17 protein-coding genes are annotated in these 17,510 nt (G+C 41.0%); 12 read left to right on the top strand and 5 right to left on the bottom strand.

What is annotated here, in order from left to right; translation table 11 throughout:
• Positions 1-22: 22 nt before the first annotated feature.
• Positions 23-652 carry a DUF1801 domain-containing protein gene (locus HWE15_RS08320; protein WP_290507061.1) on the bottom strand — a complete coding sequence of 210 codons (630 nt, stop codon included), beginning with the start codon at positions 650-652 and terminating at the stop codon, positions 23-25.
• Positions 653-791: 139 nt separating this feature from the next.
• Here HWE15_RS08320 and HWE15_RS08315 point away from each other — a divergent pair, with 139 nt between their 5' ends.
• Positions 792-2,096, top strand: a complete 1,305-nt coding sequence (locus HWE15_RS08315) for a pyridoxal phosphate-dependent aminotransferase (protein WP_290507060.1) — start codon at positions 792-794, stop codon at positions 2,094-2,096.
• Positions 2,097-2,109: 13 nt separating this feature from the next.
• Here HWE15_RS08315 and HWE15_RS08310 read toward each other — a convergent pair whose 3' ends face one another.
• Positions 2,110-3,036, bottom strand: a complete 927-nt coding sequence (locus HWE15_RS08310) for a zinc dependent phospholipase C family protein (protein ID WP_367203870.1) — start codon at positions 3,034-3,036, stop codon at positions 2,110-2,112.
• Between the two features lie 222 nt (positions 3,037-3,258).
• On the opposite strand from HWE15_RS08310, the gene rpsT reads away from it, so the two are divergent.
• The 8 genes from rpsT to HWE15_RS08270 all read left to right on the top strand — a co-directional run bounded on the left by rpsT (position 3,259) and on the right by HWE15_RS08270 (position 10,469).
• Positions 3,259-3,513, top strand: coding sequence for a 30S ribosomal protein S20 (gene rpsT, locus HWE15_RS08305; RefSeq protein ID WP_290507058.1), 255 nt, complete (start codon positions 3,259-3,261; stop codon positions 3,511-3,513).
• An 89-nt stretch (positions 3,514-3,602) separates the two neighbouring features.
• Complete coding sequence (gene radC / locus HWE15_RS08300; protein WP_290507057.1) at positions 3,603-4,298, top strand: DNA repair protein RadC; 696 nt, start codon at positions 3,603-3,605, stop codon at positions 4,296-4,298.
• Positions 4,299-4,301: 3 nt separating this feature from the next.
• Positions 4,302-4,916, top strand: a complete 615-nt coding sequence (locus tag HWE15_RS08295) for a DUF1684 domain-containing protein (protein WP_290507056.1) — start codon at positions 4,302-4,304, stop codon at positions 4,914-4,916.
• Between the two features lie 117 nt (positions 4,917-5,033).
• Entirely contained in the window at positions 5,034-7,448 is a 2,415-nt protein-coding gene (gene pheT, locus HWE15_RS08290; protein ID WP_290507055.1) for a phenylalanine--tRNA ligase subunit beta, read from the top strand.
• 3 nt (positions 7,449-7,451) lie between these two features.
• The gene (locus tag HWE15_RS08285; protein WP_290507054.1) at positions 7,452-7,736 is read left to right on the top strand and encodes a hypothetical protein; all 285 of its coding nucleotides are present in this window, start codon (positions 7,452-7,454) and stop codon (positions 7,734-7,736) included.
• Positions 7,737-8,021 (top strand): cell division protein ZapA, encoded by a 285-nt coding sequence (locus HWE15_RS08280; RefSeq protein ID WP_290507053.1) that lies wholly within the window; start codon positions 7,737-7,739, stop codon positions 8,019-8,021. It begins immediately after the preceding gene.
• Positions 8,022-8,090: 69 nt separating this feature from the next.
• Positions 8,091-9,656: a ribonuclease Y gene (gene rny, locus HWE15_RS08275; RefSeq protein ID WP_290507052.1), complete on the top strand. Its 1,566-nt coding sequence runs from the start codon at positions 8,091-8,093 to the stop codon at positions 9,654-9,656.
• A gap of 51 nt (positions 9,657-9,707) precedes the next feature.
• Positions 9,708-10,469, top strand: a complete 762-nt coding sequence (locus tag HWE15_RS08270; RefSeq protein ID WP_290507051.1) for a zinc-dependent peptidase — start codon at positions 9,708-9,710, stop codon at positions 10,467-10,469.
• Here the strand turns inward: HWE15_RS08270 and HWE15_RS08265 are convergent.
• A complete protein-coding gene (locus HWE15_RS08265; RefSeq protein WP_290507050.1) occupies positions 10,455-11,843 on the bottom strand; it encodes a tagaturonate reductase in 1,389 nt (462 codons plus the stop codon). The genes HWE15_RS08270 and HWE15_RS08265 overlap by 15 nt on opposite strands.
• 7 nt (positions 11,844-11,850) lie before the next feature.
• Positions 11,851-13,491: a UxaA family hydrolase gene (locus HWE15_RS08260; protein WP_290507049.1), complete on the bottom strand. Its 1,641-nt coding sequence runs from the start codon at positions 13,489-13,491 to the stop codon at positions 11,851-11,853.
• 210 nt (positions 13,492-13,701) lie between these two features.
• Between HWE15_RS08260 and HWE15_RS08255 the strand changes: the two genes are divergently transcribed.
• Genes HWE15_RS08255 through HWE15_RS08245 form a run of 3 tightly spaced genes read left to right on the top strand, consistent with a single transcriptional unit; the run spans position 13,702 to position 16,479 of the window.
• Positions 13,702-14,688, top strand: a complete 987-nt coding sequence (locus tag HWE15_RS08255; RefSeq protein ID WP_290507048.1) for a TRAP transporter substrate-binding protein — start codon at positions 13,702-13,704, stop codon at positions 14,686-14,688.
• The gene (locus tag HWE15_RS08250) at positions 14,685-15,182 is read left to right on the top strand and encodes a TRAP transporter small permease (protein ID WP_290507047.1); all 498 of its coding nucleotides are present in this window, start codon (positions 14,685-14,687) and stop codon (positions 15,180-15,182) included. Before HWE15_RS08255 ends, HWE15_RS08250 begins: the two co-directional genes overlap by 4 nt.
• Before the next feature lies 1 nt (position 15,183).
• Positions 15,184-16,479, top strand: a complete 1,296-nt coding sequence (locus HWE15_RS08245) for a TRAP transporter large permease (RefSeq protein ID WP_290507046.1) — start codon at positions 15,184-15,186, stop codon at positions 16,477-16,479.
• Positions 16,480-16,518: 39 nt separating this feature from the next.
• On the opposite strand, the gene HWE15_RS08240 is transcribed toward HWE15_RS08245, so the two are convergent.
• On the bottom strand, positions 16,519-17,352 hold the full coding sequence (locus HWE15_RS08240; protein WP_290507045.1) for a sugar phosphate isomerase/epimerase: 834 nt from the start codon (positions 17,350-17,352) through the stop codon (positions 16,519-16,521).
• Between the last annotated feature and the right edge of the window lie 158 nt (positions 17,353-17,510).

The raw sequence follows: 17,510 nt of genomic DNA, 5'->3' as shown, positions 1-17,510 counted from the left end.
AATTTTTAAAGAAAGTATGGTTCTAATCCATCATTCCTTTTTCCTCCATGATTTTGGGGATGAATTTTACAATTCGATTAATTCGGGTTTGGCTTTTCATTGAGCCGAGAAAATGAATTAAATATCCTCGTTGTCTCCCAGGAGTGAGGGAATAAAAAGCTTTTTCCAGTCCCTTAACTTCCTCAAATTTTTGTAAGAGTTCTTCAGGAATTTCAACTGTATCAAGGGCTGTTCTTTCTGGTTTTTTACCCGATTTTTCTATTTCAATAGCCTCTTTGATAAATGCTCGAATTGTGTATTCTAATTCGGTTACCTGCTCTTCTTTAGTAAATCGTATTAATCTCCCATCTCTTGAATTTGGACCAGGAAGTTCCAAAATCCCTTCTGGGTCTTTGATCAGACTTCCTTTCAGGAAACTGATCACACAAGATTCTTTGAAAACCCCGAGCATAATCACGTTTTTGCTATTTAGGGTATAGGTTGGAACGCCCCATTTTCTTTCTTCGGTCAGCTCGCTTTCAAGAAGCATTTGCCTCAGCCTTTCTAAAACACCTTTCCATTGGTGAACCTTACATGCAGGTGTAGCACCTTTCGAACAGCGCATGCAGCCTTCTACTAAAAATACGTCTACTTGTGGATTGGGAAGATTCATAATTAAGACAAAACCTATCCTGAATATCGAAATTTTATGGGTTTTATTTGTTTTCAGATAATGAATGTCAAATCAATCCTTTTCCTGTGACTTTTCACTTTCTTTGTATTGGATCATTTTCCAATCACCCAATTGCACTATGAGACAGCTACTTTTAAGACCTGGAGCGGAAGAACTATCCTATGAGATTCGAGGAATCGTCAAAAAAGCCCGACAAATTGAATCACTCGACTACCCCATGACCTGGGAGAATATAGGTGATCCTATACAGAAACATAATCAGGTGCCTGGTTGGATGAAGGAAATCGTTTCAGGATTGGTCAGTGAGGATAAAAGCTACGGCTATGCTGATTCCAAAGGAGTTTTTGAAACACGGCAGTTTTTAGCAGACTTAACCAATGAAAAAGGCGGCGCCCAGATTAGTCCGGAGGATATTTTGTTTTTCAACGGTTTGGGTGATGCCATCGCTAAATTGTATCAGTTTTTGATACCTACGGCTCGGATTATCGGGCCCTCTCCAGCCTATTCAACTCATAGTTCGGCAGAGGCAGCCCATGCGAATACTGCTCCTATCACCTACAAACTGGACCCCGATAATCAGTGGTTGCCGGATTTGGAGGACCTATATCTAAAAGTAAAATACAATCCCTCGATTGTTGGGATTTTGATTATTAATCCGGATAATCCTACAGGAATGGTTTATCCGAAGGAGGTGTTGGAGGGCTTTGTAAAGATTGCAGAGGAATTCAATTTACTCCTCATTGCAGATGAGATTTATCAAAACATAACCTATAACGGAATAAAGGCCGTTGCATTAGCAGAAGTGATTGGAGATAGGCCTGCAATTTCTTTGAAAGGAATTTCCAAGGAGTTTCCTTGGCCCGGAGCTCGATGTGGCTGGATGGAGTTTTACAACAGGGATAGGTCAATCGAATTTTCCAAACTTTGTCAAACCTTGGAAAATGCCAAGATGATTGAGGTTTGTTCTACCATTTTGCCTCAATTAGCAATTCCTTTGATCATGAAGCACCCTGAGTATATTCGTTATCGGGAAAATGCAAATGAGGAAATCGGTAAGCGAAGTCGTTGGATGGCTGAGATATTAGGGGAAATTCCGGGAATTAAATTTAATCCCACCCAAGGAGCTTTTTACAATACAATTGTTTTCGATGAAGGGGTTTTAACTCCTCATCAACAACTACCCATTGCCGATCCTCGATTGAAAACGTTAGTGGAAGGCTGGGTTTCGAATATGGATATGCCATTGGACAAGCGCTTTGTTTATTATTTATTGGCCTCGGAGCAGATCTGTGTGGTTCCTATTTCTTCTTTCTGCTCTGATTTGAGAGGATTTCGAGTGACCTTGCTCGAGGAAGAAGAATCCACATTTCGGGATACATTTGAACGCTTAGGTAAGGCAATTACAAGCTATCTTCAGTCGTAACGGAAGTGCTTCTTTAATTATGTTCCCGAATAAGAAGGTTGGGGATGGGTGTTACTTCCTCTTCTGGAATAGTGATATCGTCCAAATTAACCAATTCAGGCTGTCCGGCATTGATCCAAGCCGTATACCAAAAATCAGCGATAAGTTTAATGGATCTTCGCATTTGTCGCTCGACCATGCCGTATAAAGCTTTTGAATAGGCCTCCGTAAATTCTTTGGAGTATACCCGAACTGTAATCCCGTTTCTTTCTTCAAAACTGTATTTGAGATCTGTTGGAAATTGGAGTGATAATTCCTTTTCAAATCGAAGTACACTATCCACTTGGCTGTGGGCTGCTGCAATAATTTCCCAGATTTTTTGTTGAGGGTGTTTTATGTATTCAGCTTTTCCAACCCAAAGATTATAGCTATTAGAAAGCAATTCAGGGATTCGACTTTCCCAAAATCCATGAATTCCCTCTTGATCAGTAAGTTGCCCGTTATAATTTTGTGTGGTATGAAGAGGTACATTCAAATCCCCTAAATAATGGCCTAAGTCAGCTGACAACCGAAGAATTGCAGCTGAATTCTTTTTTTCAAATGCTTGGGTCAAGTTGAGAAAAGTCAAATAGGCCGCCCAAGGACCAATTCCGTGTGCTCGAAGGCTATCCTCTCCGAATTTTTCCACTGCTTCATTCCAAAAAGTTGGAAGAATAGAAAGAGCGGAATCCCCGTAAAAGTCCAAATCGATGTAATGTTTTTCAGCTTCTCCCAAGACCGCATATCTTCTTCGATCTGGATTGACAGCCTTCTCTGTAATAAATTGAATGTGAGGTTTGTAGAAGCTGATTAGTTCAGGTGGAAGAGAATAAACAGCCACTCGATTAATCAATTGATGAGCAAAAAATCCCCAATTTGTAGTGGATCCTCTACCTAAAAAGAGTGAAAAAATGAATATCATAAAAAATTTCATTTTTAAAAATAAACAGAATTTACCAGCATAAAAACCTCAAAAAGCCTTTATATTTGTCGGAAATTAATCTAGCACTTAAAATTTTCGATTTCTTAAGTTGCAATTCTAAAGAGTTAAATAATAATTTCCTTTGGCAGAAATAATTATTTACCCTAAATTTGCACTCCAATTCGGTTAGGGGATCGTAAAGAAATTCATTAAAATTAAGATATGGCAAATCACAAATCCGCTCTAAAAAGAATTCGTGCCAACGAAGCGAAGCGTTTGAGAAACAGATATCAAGCCAAAACTACCAGAACTTTCATCAAGAGATTGAAAGCTGCTACAGACAAGGCTGAGGCACAGGAGCTTTTCCAAAAAGTGTCCTCTATGCTTGACAAATTGGCTAAGAAAAATATCATTCACAAGAATAACGCGAGCAACAAGAAATCAAAGCTGGCTAAGTTTGTCAATGCTCTTGGTTAATCGTTAATAAACTAATTAGAAACCCCGCTTGCCGGGGTTTTTTTATTTCTTTTAAATCTGTATTTTTAGTTGTAAAAATTTTTTTAAGTATGGATTCATCTACCTCAATCAAAATTTCTCAATTAGCAGAAGCGGACCGGCCTCGTGAGAAATTACTCTTAAAAGGTAAAACTGCATTGACAGATGCCGAGTTAATTGCCATTCTCATTGGCTCAGGAACGCCTTCTCTCAGTGCGGTGGATCTTTCTAGACATATTTTGGCCTCGGTTAATCATGATTTGGCGGCTTTGGCACGGATGACTATTCAGGATTTGAAAAAATTCAAGGGAATTGGAGAAGCCAAAGCTATAAGCATTGTAAGTGCACTCGAACTGGGTCGTCGACGAAAGGAATTGGAGCCTCGGAAACGGGCCAAAATCTCAAGTTCTCGGGATGTTTATGATCTTATGAAGCCCGAACTCTTTGATGAGATAGTAGAGCATTTTTATCTTTTATTGCTGACTCGATCCAATCATGTGATTCGAAAGGAACGAATTTCTCAGGGTGGAACCGCTGGAACAGTCGTTGATGCAAAATTGGTTTTTAAAGCAGCTTTGGATCATCATGCCCAATCCTTGATTCTAGTTCACAATCACCCCAGTGGAACCCTCAGTCCATCCGAACAGGATAAACGATTGACCAAGCGATTGACTGAAATAGGTCGGGCGATGGATTTGCCAGTATTGGATCATGTGATTTTTACAGATATGGGCTATTTTAGCTTCGCCGATGAAGGGATTCTGTAAATCATGAAAACAAACCATATTCTAATCATCTTCGTGTCTGTAGTAGTACTCGCAGCAGTAATTTATACACTTACCAGCGCTGAAGATCCTGAAACCTATATTGAAAAAATCGAAGCTGAGCGGGAGCGTCAATACAAATTTATCCGCTATAATATCGAATCCCCTTTGACTGAAGAACAAAAGCGGGACTTTAAAGAATTGACCTTTTATCCCATTGATCCTGCTTACAAAGTGAAGGCTCGTTTGATTCCCAACGAAGATAAACGAGTTCGTGAAGTCCCGCTAACGGATGGGTCCAAGGAACGATACATCGAACATTCCTTTGCTGAATTTGAGTTAGGGGGGCAGACAAATCGCCTGTTGCTTTTACAATCCATCGATGAGACGGATATGCGCAATTTCTTTTTGGCTTTTGCGGATGAGACGAGTAGTCGAGAAACCTACGGAGGCGGACGCTACATCAATGTTCGTCAAGATGGTAAAACTAGTATCACTATTGATTTTAATTTGGCCTATAATCCATACTGTGCTTACAATCCGGATTATGCTTGTCCTATTCCCCCCCGGGAAAATATTTTGAAAATCCCAATTGAAGCGGGAGAGAAAAATTACAAGTAATCAGTTTCGGCCTAGTTTAAATCCTTTAAATTTGTGGTCATTTACATGAAAAATCAGGGTTTTAGAACCCTTTTTCTTTATTGAGACCCGTGCGATATGCACTGAATTTCAGATTCTATGAAAATTTCAATCAATCGATTAAAAAAATACATTGCGCTAACTGAATCACCTGAGGAAATAGCCAGTCTACTTACCCAATCTGGATTGGAAGTGGAAGGGATTGAGGAGTTTATCTCCATCCCCGGAGGATTGGAAGGAATTGTCATCGGGGAGGTATTGACTTGTGAAAAACACCCGGATGCAGATAAGCTAAGTGTTACCACGGTGGATATTGGGTCAGATACCCCTTCTCATATCGTTTGTGGTGCTCCCAATGTGACAGCAGGGCTGAAAGTGTTGGTAGCTACCGTAGGTTCAACCTTGTATCCTTCAGAAGGGGATCCGTTTACCATCAAGAAAGCAAAAATTAGAGGTCAGGTATCTGAAGGAATGATCTGTGCCGAGGACGAGTTGGGGTTGGGAAGTAGTCACGATGGAATTATGGTCTTAGATACGGATTTGCCGAATGGAACTCCAGCTTCAGAACTATTCCCAGTTACAAAGGATCATGTGTTGGAAATTGGGCTTACACCCAACCGAGCCGATGCAGCTTCTCATTTGGGAGTTGCTCGGGATTTGAAGGCTTTATTGGGCAGGGAGTTGTGTTTGGATCAAGAACCTGAAATTAAGATTGAAACATCCGGTCCCGCGATCTCAGTCAAGGTTGAAGATTCGGAGGATTGCCCCCGATATGCTGGAATTACGATTACTGATTTGAAAGTGGGTCCATCTCCCAAATGGCTTCAGGATTTCTTGCGGGCCTTGGACATGGAGCCTATTAATAATGTAGTGGACATTACCAATTTTATCCTCCATGATTTAGGGCAGCCCTTGCATGCCTTCGATGCGGATAAGATTTCTGGAGGTAAAGTCATTGTCAAAAAACTCCCCAAAGACACCAAATTTACCACCTTGGATGAAAAGGAGAGAAAACTTTCCGGTGAAGAATTGATGATTTGCGATGAGCAGGGGGGGATGTGTATCGGAGGAATATTTGGAGGGATTGGATCTGGAGTGACGGATCAGACAACTTCCATTTTCTTGGAATCTGCTTACTTCTCTCCGGATGTAATTCGAAAAGGGGCGCAAACCCATGGCTTGAAAACGGATGCATCCTTCCGGTTTGAGCGAGGGACAGATCCCAATATGCCGGTTTATGCCTTAAAGCAGGCAGTAAAATTACTTCAGGAGATTGCAGGAGGGAAGGTTTGTTCTGAGATTATTGATCAATACCCGAATCCTATCGCAGACTTTGAAGTAGAGGTGACTTATGGGCACATCAATCGGTTGATAGGCAAGACAATCGAGCCAGCTCAGGTTAGGTCAATTTTGGAAGGATTGGATATCCAATTAAAAGACGAAACTTCTGAAGGATTTACAGCGATTGTGAAACCTTACCGAGTGGACGTTACCCGTGAGGCAGATATCATTGAGGAAGTTCTTCGAATATTTGGTTTCCAGCAGGTAGCTCTTTCAGAAAATCTAAAAACGGATTACCTGGCCGAGCATCCGGTGAAGGATCTGAACAAATTGCAATACCGACTTTCGGAAAGTCTCGGTGCACAAGGCTATCACGAGATTATCACTAATAGTTTGACAAAGCCTCTTTATGCTGAGAAATCCGGGTTCTTGGACTCATCATTGAATGTTGAGATTTTTAATAAACTTAGCGAAGACTTAGGTGTGATGCGTCAAAGCCTACTTTTCAGTGGCTTGGAAGTTTTGGCTCATAACATAAACCGACGACAGACTGATTTGAAATTATTTGAGTTTGGAACGGTTTATCAAAAAACTGAAGAAGGTTACCAAGAGGGTCGTCGATTGGCAATTTTCCATTCAGGCAATCGTGCTGCAGAAAGCTGGATTGAACCTTCCAAACCATTTGGCTTTGCGGATTTGTATGCTACGGTAGAAAAGGTGTTGGAAAAGCTAAACTTGGAGGCGAGTGAAGTACAAATGCGGGAAGCTTCTCCGTTTACTTATGGACTTCGTTTGATGCTCGGTCAAAAAGAATTGGGGATTGTCGGATTAGTGGATGATTCCATTTTGAAACTGACGGAAGTTCGTCAAGAAGTTTGGTATGCGGACTTGGATTGGGACTTGATGTGCAAAAAAGCTTCCGGATTGAAAAAGTATCAGGAAATCTCCAAGTTTCCGGAAGTTCGCCGAGATCTTTCCTTGGTGCTTGACAAAGCTGTGAGTTATGATCAAGTAAAACAAGTAGCAATAAAAGCAGGAGGGAAACTTCTTCAGCGCATTGGTGTGTTTGATGTTTATCAAGGAGATAAAATTGAGACAGGTAAAAAAGCCTATGCTTTGAGCTTCCACTTGCAGGATCAGGAAAAAACCCTGACCGACAAGGTAATTGACAAAACAATGCATAAATTGATGGAGGCTTTTCAAAATGAAGTAGGGGCTGTCATTAGAAGTTAAATAATGATTCACGAGGAACTGCAAAAACTGGAAAAACTGGCTAGACAGGCAAGTCTAAAACTTGCAGAAATGTCTGCGGAAAACAGTCAGTTGAAAGAAAAGTTGGCTCAAATAGAGGCTGATTTAGACCGGAAAGAGCAGCTCGTAGAGGATTTTAAAAATAAGATTAAAATTAGTAACATTGTGGATAACCGAACGGTGAATCCAGAGGATTCGGCCGAAATGAGTGAACTAATCAATAATTATATACAACAGATTGATCAACTGATCACCTATTTATCTGAATAAATGGAGACACTTGCTATACGCATCAAAATCGGTGACCGTGAATATCCCATGCGGGTAAAAGCGGAAGACGAAGCCAAAATTCGGCATGCAGGCAAGCTGATAAATGAGAAGCTTAGGAAATATAAATCGGAATTTGGACTAGATGATAATCAAGATTTACTGGCAATGGTAGCCTTTGACTGCATGGTGGAGTCTTTGGAAACCAATGAGGTAAATACTGAGGATAGTGAGCACATTCGTGCAAGTTTAGCTCAAATCAATTCCTTGCTTTCCAATGCATTATAATTGTTGAATTCCCACTGATTTTCCGAATTTTTAGGATTCCCTACAGGTCATATAAATACCAAAATACCTATGGGAGAAGTTTTATATATCATCCTGGCTGGCCTGGTGGGTCTTGGCGCAGGTGCCGCGCTTGCGAGCGTTCTGATAAAAAATAAGCATCAAAAATTAGAGGAAGAGACCAAAGAAAAGGTCAAGTCCATGTTGCGGGAGGCAGAGATTTCTGCTGAGTCTTTGAAGAAAGACCGAATTCTAGAAGCGAAAGAAAAGTACCTGAAACTTAAGTCCGAATTTGATGAGGAGGTTTCTCACAAGAAAAACATCCTCATTACCAATGAGAACAAGCTTAAACAGCGTGAGCAGCAGCTATCCAAAGAGCTGGAGCAAGTGAAACGCAAAGAAGCAGAGCTTGATAGCAAAAAAGAAAACTTGGATGCGCAATTGCACGCTGTGAAAGTTAAGAAAGATGAGTTGGATCGGGTAACCAACCAGCGAATCGCTGACTTGGAAAAAATCGCTGGATTAACCCGCGAAGAAGCTCGGGATCAATTGGTGCAGATGCTGACAGATGAGGCTCAAAGTAAAGCATCATCCAGAATTAAAGACATCTTGGATGAAGCGAAACTTTCTGCAACGAAGCAGGCAAAGAAGATTGTTTTGGATACCATTCAGCGGACTGCTACGGAGCATGCCATTGAAAACTGCGTATCTGTTTTCAATATTGAAAGTGACGATATAAAAGGAAAAATCATCGGTCGAGAAGGTCGAAATATCCGGGCTTTGGAAGCTGCTACCGGAGTAGAAATCATCGTAGACGATACACCTGAGGCAATCATTATTTCTGGCTTTGACCCAGTACGAAGAGAAATCGCTCGATTGTCACTTCATCGTTTGGTTCAGGATGGTCGAATCCACCCTGCCCGAATTGAAGAAGTAGTGGCCAAAACCGAGAAAAATATAGATGAGGAGATTGTAGAAATTGGAGAACGAACTTGTATTGATCTGGGAGTTCACGGATTGCATCCTGAGTTGATCAAGATGGTTGGTCGAATGAGATTCAGATCCTCTTATGGTCAGAACTTACTTCAGCATTCCAAAGAGACTGCGAAGTTGGCGGCGATCATGGCAGCCGAGATGGGCTTGAATGCGAAACTTGCCAAGCGTGCAGGCTTGCTGCATGATATCGGAAAGGTATGGCATGAGGAGCAAGAACTCCCACATGCAATCCTTGGGATGGAATTAGCCAAGCGCTATAAAGAACACCCTGAGGTTTGCAACGCAATTGGAGCTCACCATGATGAAATCGAAATGACTTCCATGATTTCACCGATTGTTCAGGCTTCTGATGCGATTTCAGGTTCTAGACCAGGTGCTCGTCGCGAAATCATGGATAGCTATATCAAGCGACTTAAAGAGCTTGAAGAATTAGCCTTGAGCTTTGATGGGGTCAATAAATGCTTCGCGATGCAAGCCGGTCGTGAATTGCGGGTTTTGGTAGATGCAGAAAATGTAGACGATCAAACGGCAAGCAAGCTTTCCTTTGATATTTCCCAAAAGATTGAAAAAGAAATGCAGTATCCGGGTCAGATAAAAATCACCGTGATTCGGGAAATGCGAGCTGTGAATTACGCTCGATAAAATTAATTAGAAAGGTAGTTGAATTTTCAGCTACCTTTTTTTCCTTTGTTTATGTTTTTAATAGAGCTATTAAACTTGGTCTCTGAAGGGATTTGGAGGGCTTGGAGAGCAATTTTTCACCATCGTTTGTCTAAAAAAGAATTGGAGATTCTCAATTCGTATTTTCCTTACTATTCCCAACTTCGCCCTATTCATCAGAAAGAATTCAGGGGACGTTTGGAGTTTCTTTTGACTGAAAAGAAATTTATTGCCCGGGGGAACCTACGAGATGTTAGTCCTGAAATGAGCGTTTTGATTGGAGCTACAATGGTACAGGTCACTTTTGGGCTTCCAGATGTTCAGCTCAGCCATTTCAAGAAAATCTTGGTTTATTCTGATACCTATTTTTCCAATATTTCTAAAGCCTATCACCGTGGGGAAGTAAATCCACGATTAGGAATTATTGTTCTTTCCTGGTCTTGTTTTGCAAGGGGATTGGCAGACTATGAGGATGGAGTGAATTTAGGAATTCATGAAGTCGCGCATGCCTTGAAATTGGAAAATCAGATTCGATACAATGGAGAGAGTGATTTTTTCCATCCTGTTATTTGGGAGGAATACCAAGAATTGGCACAACAAGAAAAGGAGTTTATCAAATCTCGAACTGATGATTTTTTTCGCGAAAGGGGCGGGGAGGATTCCCATGAATTTTTCGCGGTTGTTTTGGAAAACTTTTTTGAGAGGCCAGAATTATTCAGAGAACGTAAACCTGAATTATATAGAGCCTTAGTTCGCTTGCTCCGACAGGATCCAATTACCCTAAAGTCTGCCTAATTTCAATTTTAACCCTTCCAAGGCTTGAGTTAATTCTAGGGTTAGCCCATGATACGAGTTTAAGTCTTCACCCCATAAGTCCTTATTCCCCAATACTTCGTGAATGAGTTTATTTGGATCTGGATTTTTCCAAGTATTTTGAAAAAATGAAGTTACTGATGGGAGATCTTTTACTGGTAGCGTAGTTCTTTTGAAATTCCCTTTGTAAAAAAGTATAATAGCAGCAAACGCTTCGAGTAATCTCACTGGCCATTTGCCAAATTTTTGATGGAAATCGAGCATAGATGGAAGAACTCGAACCTTAAATTTTGAAATGCTATTGAGTGCAATGGATTGAAGCTCATGTCTGATAAAAGGGTTGGCAAATCGCTCCAAGATATCTTCTGAATAGCTTTCCAGTTCATCTTTTCTTCCATCGAGACTTGGAATGATTTCTTGGAAAAGCAGCGCTTTTAGCCAATTCTCAATTTCTGCATTTTCCACACATTCCCGGACTGTTCTAAATCCTTGCAGGTATGCGAAAGGCACTAAGGCTGTATGGGCTCCGTTTAAAATCCGAACTTTTCGAGTTTGGAAAGGGCCGAGGTCTTTGACGAATTTGACATTCAATCCAGCCTGATCTAAAGGAAAAACCTGTGGTAGCCATTCCGGACCTTTGATTGCCCAAAAATGAAAAGGCTCAGCCATTACGAGTAATTCATCTTCGAAATCAAGTCTCGGAGCAATTTCGGCATAATTCGCCTTTGGGAATCCCGGTACTATTCGATCCACTAAAGTATCACAGAACGTACAGGCCTGATTAATCCAGTTTGAAAATCCCGCTTCCAATCCCCATAAATCAGCATACCAAAGAATACTGCTTTTTAAGCTTTGACCATTTTTTTCGATGAGTTCACAGGGCAAAAAAATCAGCCCCCTTTTGGAATCACCGTTAAAATGATGAAAGCGATGCAAAAGGAATTGGGTGAGTTTTCCTGGAAACGTTATTGGAATTGAATCAAAAGTTTGATCCTCTTCATTTGTCTCAATCCCAGCTTCTGTAGTATTAGAAATTACAAACTGGAGGTCTGGGTTTTCAGCAAGTTGAAGAAAAGCCTCAAAGCTTTTATACACACAGGAATAATCCGAAACGCAGGTAATTTCTTTTAATTGATCGACTTTCTTTCCGTTTGCTATGCCTGCTTCCCAAACATGAAACCGATTCTTTTGCCTTTGCATTCGAGGGTCTTCTTCCTTCGAATGAATTTGAATAGTATGGATTTTTCCATTGAAAACGTCTTTTTCATGTGCAATATCGATCATCCAGTCGAGGAAGCCTCGGAGGAAATTACCGTTTCCAATCTGGAGGATTTGTATAGGGTTTTCGGACTGCATGGCTCAATTAAAGAGAAACTCCACGTTTCCAAGGAATAAAGTCATTTTGGTCCAAATCCATGGCTTTTGTGGATTTTTTTCCACTAGCAACCAAAATTATTTCCTCAAGTAATTCTTCCCCCATTTCCTCAATGGTTTTCTCTCCTGAGATAATGGGGCCGGCATCAAAATCAATGATATCGGGCATACGATGGGCTAATTGCTGATTGGTTGAAACTTTGATGACTGGGGTAATGGGATTGCCAGTGGGGGTTCCCAATCCGGTTGTGAAAAGGATAATATTGCATCCTGAACCAGCCATTGCCGTGGTACTTTCAACATCATTTCCCGGTGTACATAGGAGTGAAAGTCCTGGCTTTTTTAAATACTCTCCATAATCCAAAACATCTGCCACAGGAGAAGTTCCACCTTTTTTGGCGGCCCCACAGGATTTAATGGCGTCGGTGATTAATCCATCCTTGATATTTCCCGGAGAAGGATTCATATCAAAACCCGAACCTACTTTTTCTGCGGCATTTGCATAAGCGCGCATTAATTCTGTGAAACGGGAGGCTATTTGATCATCGACACAGCGATCGATTAGATTTTGCTCTACTCCACATAGTTCCGGGAACTCAGATAATACCGCTTTTCCGCCCAAGCCGACCACCAGGTCCGAAACATGGCCGAGAACAGGATTGGCCGAAATACCTGAAAATCCATCTGATCCCCCGCATTCCAGTCCAATAGATAATTTGCTCAGCGGAGCTGGCTTTCTTTCCAATTTATTGGCAGCGACCAAACCCCAAAAGGTTTTTTCAATAGCTTTTGCTAATAATTCTGCTTCAGTTCCTTCCTTTTGCTGTTCAAAGACAAACAGGAGTTTATCAAAACCCGGATTAATTAACTGAAGTTTTTCTTTCAAAATAGCTGCCTGGGCATGTTGGCAACCCAAACTCAAGACAGTGGCTCCTGCCACATTGGGATTATGAATATACCCGGCAAGCAAGGCACACAAAGCCTCCGCATCTTGACGAGTGCCTCCACATCCTCCCTGATGAGTTAAGAATTTGATGCCATCAACTTGTGGAAATAGTTGCTGACTTTTTGGATTGGAAAAAGCCTCAAAAGTAAAATCCGATTCTTTTTTTCCACTTTGATATTCTTCTACAAGTCCTTTGACCAGGCCTTTATATGGATTTGGTTTGGCGTAACCCAATTCTTCCAAAAAAGCATTTCGAATTACTTCAACATTTCTGTTTTCACAAAAAACCAAAGGAATGACTAACCAATAATTAGCCGTTCCCACCTGCCCATCGGATCGATGGAAACCGTCAAAGGTTCTGTTTTTAAATCGATCCAAGGAAGGCGAATTCCAGGTATAGTTAATTTTTTTTCTACCGAATTGAGCACTATCATGCTTGATGTTTTCCGTACTCAATAGCCCTCCTTTTGGGATAGGGTTTGTCACTTTTCCCACTATAACCCCATACATGATAACCGAGTCTCCCGTTGCTAGGTCTTCCAATGCAAACTTGTGTTTTGCCGGAACCTCATCTTGAAGCAGGAGATTTGTTTCACCCATTTCAATCGGCTCACCCTTTGGTAAATCCTGAAGAGCTACTCCAACATTATCACTGGGATCTATCTTTAAACTTCTGTTTTTCATGGTGGAGATTCTTGGGCTAAAATGAAAAAGCAAGATAGAAGGCTTTTGAGAAAAATAAAGGTTAAGTAAGGAAAGCTCAAGCTGATCTCCTTTTATTGGTAAAATAAATCCTATCCTGTGGGACCTGGATAGGCTTTCAAAGCCGATTCCGTAATTCTTCTGCCAATAATCTTCTAAAAAGTGTATTATTGTTTAGTGAGTTAAATTTTAATGATGCTAGCTAGAAAAGCGTTTTGGGTTCTTCTGTTTTCGTTTTTTATAGGGGTTTCCTGTTCTGGCCCTTCCAATGTCCGGGTGATTAAAATGGGGCATGCCTTGGTGACGTCTCACCCCGTTCATGAAGCGATGCTTTTTTTAGCGGAAAGAGTGGAGGAAAAATCAGGTGGGAGATTGAAAATAAAAGTTTATCCCAACCAACAATTAGGAACAGAACGAGAACTGGTAGAACTGCTTCAAATTGGAAGTTTGGGTATGACAAAAGTATCCTCAGCTGCTTTGGAAGGCTTTGCTCCCATGATGCAAGTGTTGGGTGTGCCATTTTTGTTTCGTGACGATGAGCACTTAAACAAGGTGCTGAAAGGGGAAATCGGAAAAAAATTACTCTTAGATGGTCAAAAATATTGGTTGAGAGGACTGTGTTACTATGATGCCGGCAAGCGAAGCTTTTATTCTAAAGATAAGCCAATTGAGAGTCCTGAGGATTTGAAGGGTTTGAAAGTTCGTGTGATGGAGTCTAATATGGCGACCAATATGGTTCGAGCGATGGGTGGTTCACCTACTCCTGTTGCCTATGGTGAATTGTATACAGCACTTCAGCAGGGAATTGTAGACGGAGCTGAAAACAATCCACCAAGTCTTTATACTTCCAAGCATTATGAAGTTTGTAGTTATTATTCCCTGGATGAGCATACCGCTTTGCCGGATGTGGTAATTGTAAGTACAAAAGTTTGGGAAAGCTTGAGTCCGGAAGAACAGGTTTGGTTGCAAGAAGCAGCCGATGAGTCAGCTGAATATCAATATAAACTTTGGGCTGCTTCGACTCAAAAATCACTCGAGGAATTGGAAAAAGCGGGAGTTGTAATTTCCTATCCCAATAAGGAACCCTTTCGAAAGGCAGTCAGCTCAGTTTATGAATCTTTAAAGACTGAGGAACCGGAAATTTATGAAATCATACAAGAAATCCAGGACATCGAATGAGTGAGCTGTTTTCTTTAAAATGGAAAAGTCAAATTGATCGACTCATTGCTTCCGCATTGGTGGGATTGATGGCCTTAATGGTGATTAATGTGACTTGGCAGGTGGTGTCCAGATATGTTTTTCAAAATCCCAGTTCTTTTACAGACGAACTTGCCCGATACATGTTGATTTGGGTTGGAATGCTGGGGGCAGCCTATGTGGCTGGAAAGGATCAGCATCTAGCCATAGATATTGTTTTGAGTAAAATGACTAATTCTCAAATCCTCAAAACCAAAATTTTGATCCACCTTTTTGTACTTCTTTTTGCGCTGGCCGCCATGGTGATAGGAGGGAGTAATTTGGTATTTATCACCTTTACATTAGGACAAACTTCTGCAGCATTAAAAATCCCATTAGCCTATGTGTATGCCATTATTCCCCTTAGTGGACTTTTAGTGATTTATTACCAAATTTTGGCGATTTATCAATTGAAAAACCCCAAAAAGACTTTTTGATATGGAGACGTTAAGTGTTCTGGTTTTAGTTATTTCTTTTTTATTCTTTCTGGGAATCGGCGTGCCTGTAGCTTGGAGTTTGGGTCTGTCTAGCTTGCTTACACTTTTAGTAACTGTTTCTGCTTTGCCTGCAGCTACTACCATCGCTCAACGAATGGGAACAGGCCTAGACAGCTTTTCCTTATTGGCAATTCCATTTTTTATACTTGCAGGCGAGTTGATGAACAGGGGAGGGATTGCAAACCGATTAATTGAATTTGCGAAAGCTTTGACTGGAAGGTTACCAGGAGGGCTTTTACATGTCAATGTGATTGCTGCGATGCTGATGGGGGCCATAGCAGGTTCGGCAGTGGCCGCGGCTTCTTCCATGGGAGGAATTTTGGGTAAAAGAATGGAGAAGGAAGGATATCCAAAAGAACTTGGGGCAGCTGTAAACATCACTTCCTCCACAACTGGGTTGGTCATTCCGCCTTCTAATGTGCTCATTGTCTATTCTTTAGCTTCTGGAGGGGTTTCAGTGGCTGCTTTATTTGTGGCGGGCTATATTCCAGGGCTCTTGGTGGGATTGATGCTAATGATTACAGCAGCTATTTTGGTGAAAATCAAAAAACTGCCTTCCGGTGAATCTTCTTCCTTTAAGCATTTGCTTTCCACCTTTTGGAAAGCTATTCCTAGTTTGTTTTTACTAATCGTGGTGATCGGAGGAATTGTGGCTGGAGTTTTTACAGCCACAGAGGCTTCAGCAATTGCTGTTTTGTATGCCTTGGGGCTTTCTCTGATTTACAAGGAACTGAAAGTTTCTCAACTTCCATCAGTTTTGCTGAAGTCTGCAGAAACTACGGCTGTGGTGATGTTGCTGATTGCAACCTCAATGGCGATGTCTTGGGTAATGTCCGCCGAAGAAATTCCTCAACAAATAGCAAATTCGCTACTTTCTTTGAGTGATAATATTGTGGTCATTTTGATCATGATTAATTTGATTCTCCTATTTGTTGGAGTGTTTATGGATATGACTCCAGCTGTTTTGATTTTCACTCCGATTTTTCTCCCTATAGTTACAAAACTTGGCGTGGATCCTGTTCATTTTGGGATTATGATGGTTTTGAATTTGTGTATCGGCCTTTGTACTCCACCTGTAGGCTCAATACTTTTTATAGGTGTGGGAGTGGCACAAACGAGTATTCAAAAAGTACTTAAACCATTGCTTCCCTTCTTTTTTGCGATGATTTTAGCCTTGATTTTAATAATGCTATTTCCGCAAATCAGTCTTTGGCTTCCTAGCCTCTTTGGGGTGTAGATAAAAAAAGAGGACTTTTCGATTCGTCCTCTTTTTGTTTTAGTTAGAGCCTATTACTTGTTTGATGAATGCGACTGATTGGGGAATTTGCTCTACAGATCGGCTGCTTTCATCTTCGATAACCAAAAAGGCGGTACCCTGCTTTTGGGCTTCCTTTATTATTTTTTCAATTCCTACATCTCCTGTTCCCAATACTACATTAGTCTCAACGTCTCCATGTCCATCCTCGGAATTTGGAGTGCCTATTTTCCGGTCTTTCAAATGAAGCATAGGGAATTTTCCTTTGTGCTTTTTCATAATTTTCAAAGGATCCCCTCCGCCCATTTTTACCCAATAAACATCCATATTAAAGGCAAAATTTTCTGCATTTTCTAACATCCAATCCATAACAACGCCTTTTCCAGCAGGAGCAAACTCATAACCATGGGGATGATACAATAAGGTGATTCCTTCCTCCTGAAAGTCTTTTCCAACCTCATTGAAAAGTGCTGTTGCCACTTTGATTTCATCCAAAGAAATCGGTCCTTCCTGATGAGGAATCCAATAGCAGGTTGCGTATTTGACACCTTGTTTTTTGGCCTCAGCGATAATCGGGGTCGGGTCCCGCAGTAATTGATTGTAATCGGCACCTACTCCGACGATTCGGAGTCTCTTATCTGCAAAAAGCTGCTCATATTCGGCATCCGAAAGCCCATATTGCCCACCTCCCTCAATGGCATAGATTCCCCAATCAGCAATCATCTTGTAGTATTTAACTGGATCTTCGGGAAGTTGATTTCGAAGGGAGTAGGTTTGAATGGCAATTTCCTGAGCAAATGCTAGATGGAAAAATAAGTAAAGGACTGGCGTTAAGGTGAAGTGCTTGAGATTCATGGCTATTTTTTTCTTTTAAGATATTGATTCTTGGTAATTCAAAAAAGTAGCTCTTTCTAGTTGACGATAAATTGAAATAGGTCAACAGCCTTCTCTAAAATTGAGAATGGGGTATTTTTTCACCCAGAAACTTTTTTCACCAGTTTCCATTTGAAATT

It is taken from the genome of Algoriphagus sp. (assembly GCF_013373065.1).
GTDB lineage: Bacteria > Bacteroidota > Bacteroidia > Cytophagales > Cyclobacteriaceae > Algoriphagus.
This window is presented reverse-complemented; position numbering and strand designations above follow the sequence as displayed.

Excerpts from the sequence above, each read along its gene's own strand:
- pheT (WP_290507055.1), top strand. The coding sequence starts at position 5,034 with ATGAAAATTTCAATCAATCGATTAAAAAAATACATTGCGCTAACTGAA.
- HWE15_RS08245 (WP_290507046.1), top strand. The coding sequence starts at position 15,184 with ATGGAGACGTTAAGTGTTCTGGTTTTAGTTATTTCTTTTTTATTCTTT.
- HWE15_RS08255 (WP_290507048.1), top strand. The coding sequence starts at position 13,702 with ATGATGCTAGCTAGAAAAGCGTTTTGGGTTCTTCTGTTTTCGTTTTTT.
- HWE15_RS08280 (WP_290507053.1), top strand. The coding sequence starts at position 7,737 with ATGGAGACACTTGCTATACGCATCAAAATCGGTGACCGTGAATATCCC.
- HWE15_RS08260 (WP_290507049.1), bottom strand. The coding sequence starts at position 13,491 with ATGAAAAACAGAAGTTTAAAGATAGATCCCAGTGATAATGTTGGAGTA.
- HWE15_RS08295 (WP_290507056.1), top strand. The coding sequence starts at position 4,302 with ATGAAAACAAACCATATTCTAATCATCTTCGTGTCTGTAGTAGTACTC.
- rny (WP_290507052.1), top strand. The coding sequence starts at position 8,091 with ATGGGAGAAGTTTTATATATCATCCTGGCTGGCCTGGTGGGTCTTGGC.
- HWE15_RS08320 (WP_290507061.1), bottom strand. The coding sequence starts at position 652 with ATGAATCTTCCCAATCCACAAGTAGACGTATTTTTAGTAGAAGGCTGC.
- HWE15_RS08265 (WP_290507050.1), bottom strand. The coding sequence starts at position 11,843 with ATGCAGTCCGAAAACCCTATACAAATCCTCCAGATTGGAAACGGTAAT.
- HWE15_RS08250 (WP_290507047.1), top strand. The coding sequence starts at position 14,685 with ATGAGTGAGCTGTTTTCTTTAAAATGGAAAAGTCAAATTGATCGACTC.
- HWE15_RS08270 (WP_290507051.1), top strand. The coding sequence starts at position 9,708 with ATGTTTTTAATAGAGCTATTAAACTTGGTCTCTGAAGGGATTTGGAGG.
- HWE15_RS08285 (WP_290507054.1), top strand. The coding sequence starts at position 7,452 with ATGATTCACGAGGAACTGCAAAAACTGGAAAAACTGGCTAGACAGGCA.
- HWE15_RS08240 (WP_290507045.1), bottom strand. The coding sequence starts at position 17,352 with ATGAATCTCAAGCACTTCACCTTAACGCCAGTCCTTTACTTATTTTTC.
- HWE15_RS08315 (WP_290507060.1), top strand. The coding sequence starts at position 792 with ATGAGACAGCTACTTTTAAGACCTGGAGCGGAAGAACTATCCTATGAG.
- radC (WP_290507057.1), top strand. The coding sequence starts at position 3,603 with ATGGATTCATCTACCTCAATCAAAATTTCTCAATTAGCAGAAGCGGAC.
- HWE15_RS08310 (WP_367203870.1), bottom strand. The coding sequence starts at position 3,036 with ATGATATTCATTTTTTCACTCTTTTTAGGTAGAGGATCCACTACAAAT.
- rpsT (WP_290507058.1), top strand. The coding sequence starts at position 3,259 with ATGGCAAATCACAAATCCGCTCTAAAAAGAATTCGTGCCAACGAAGCG.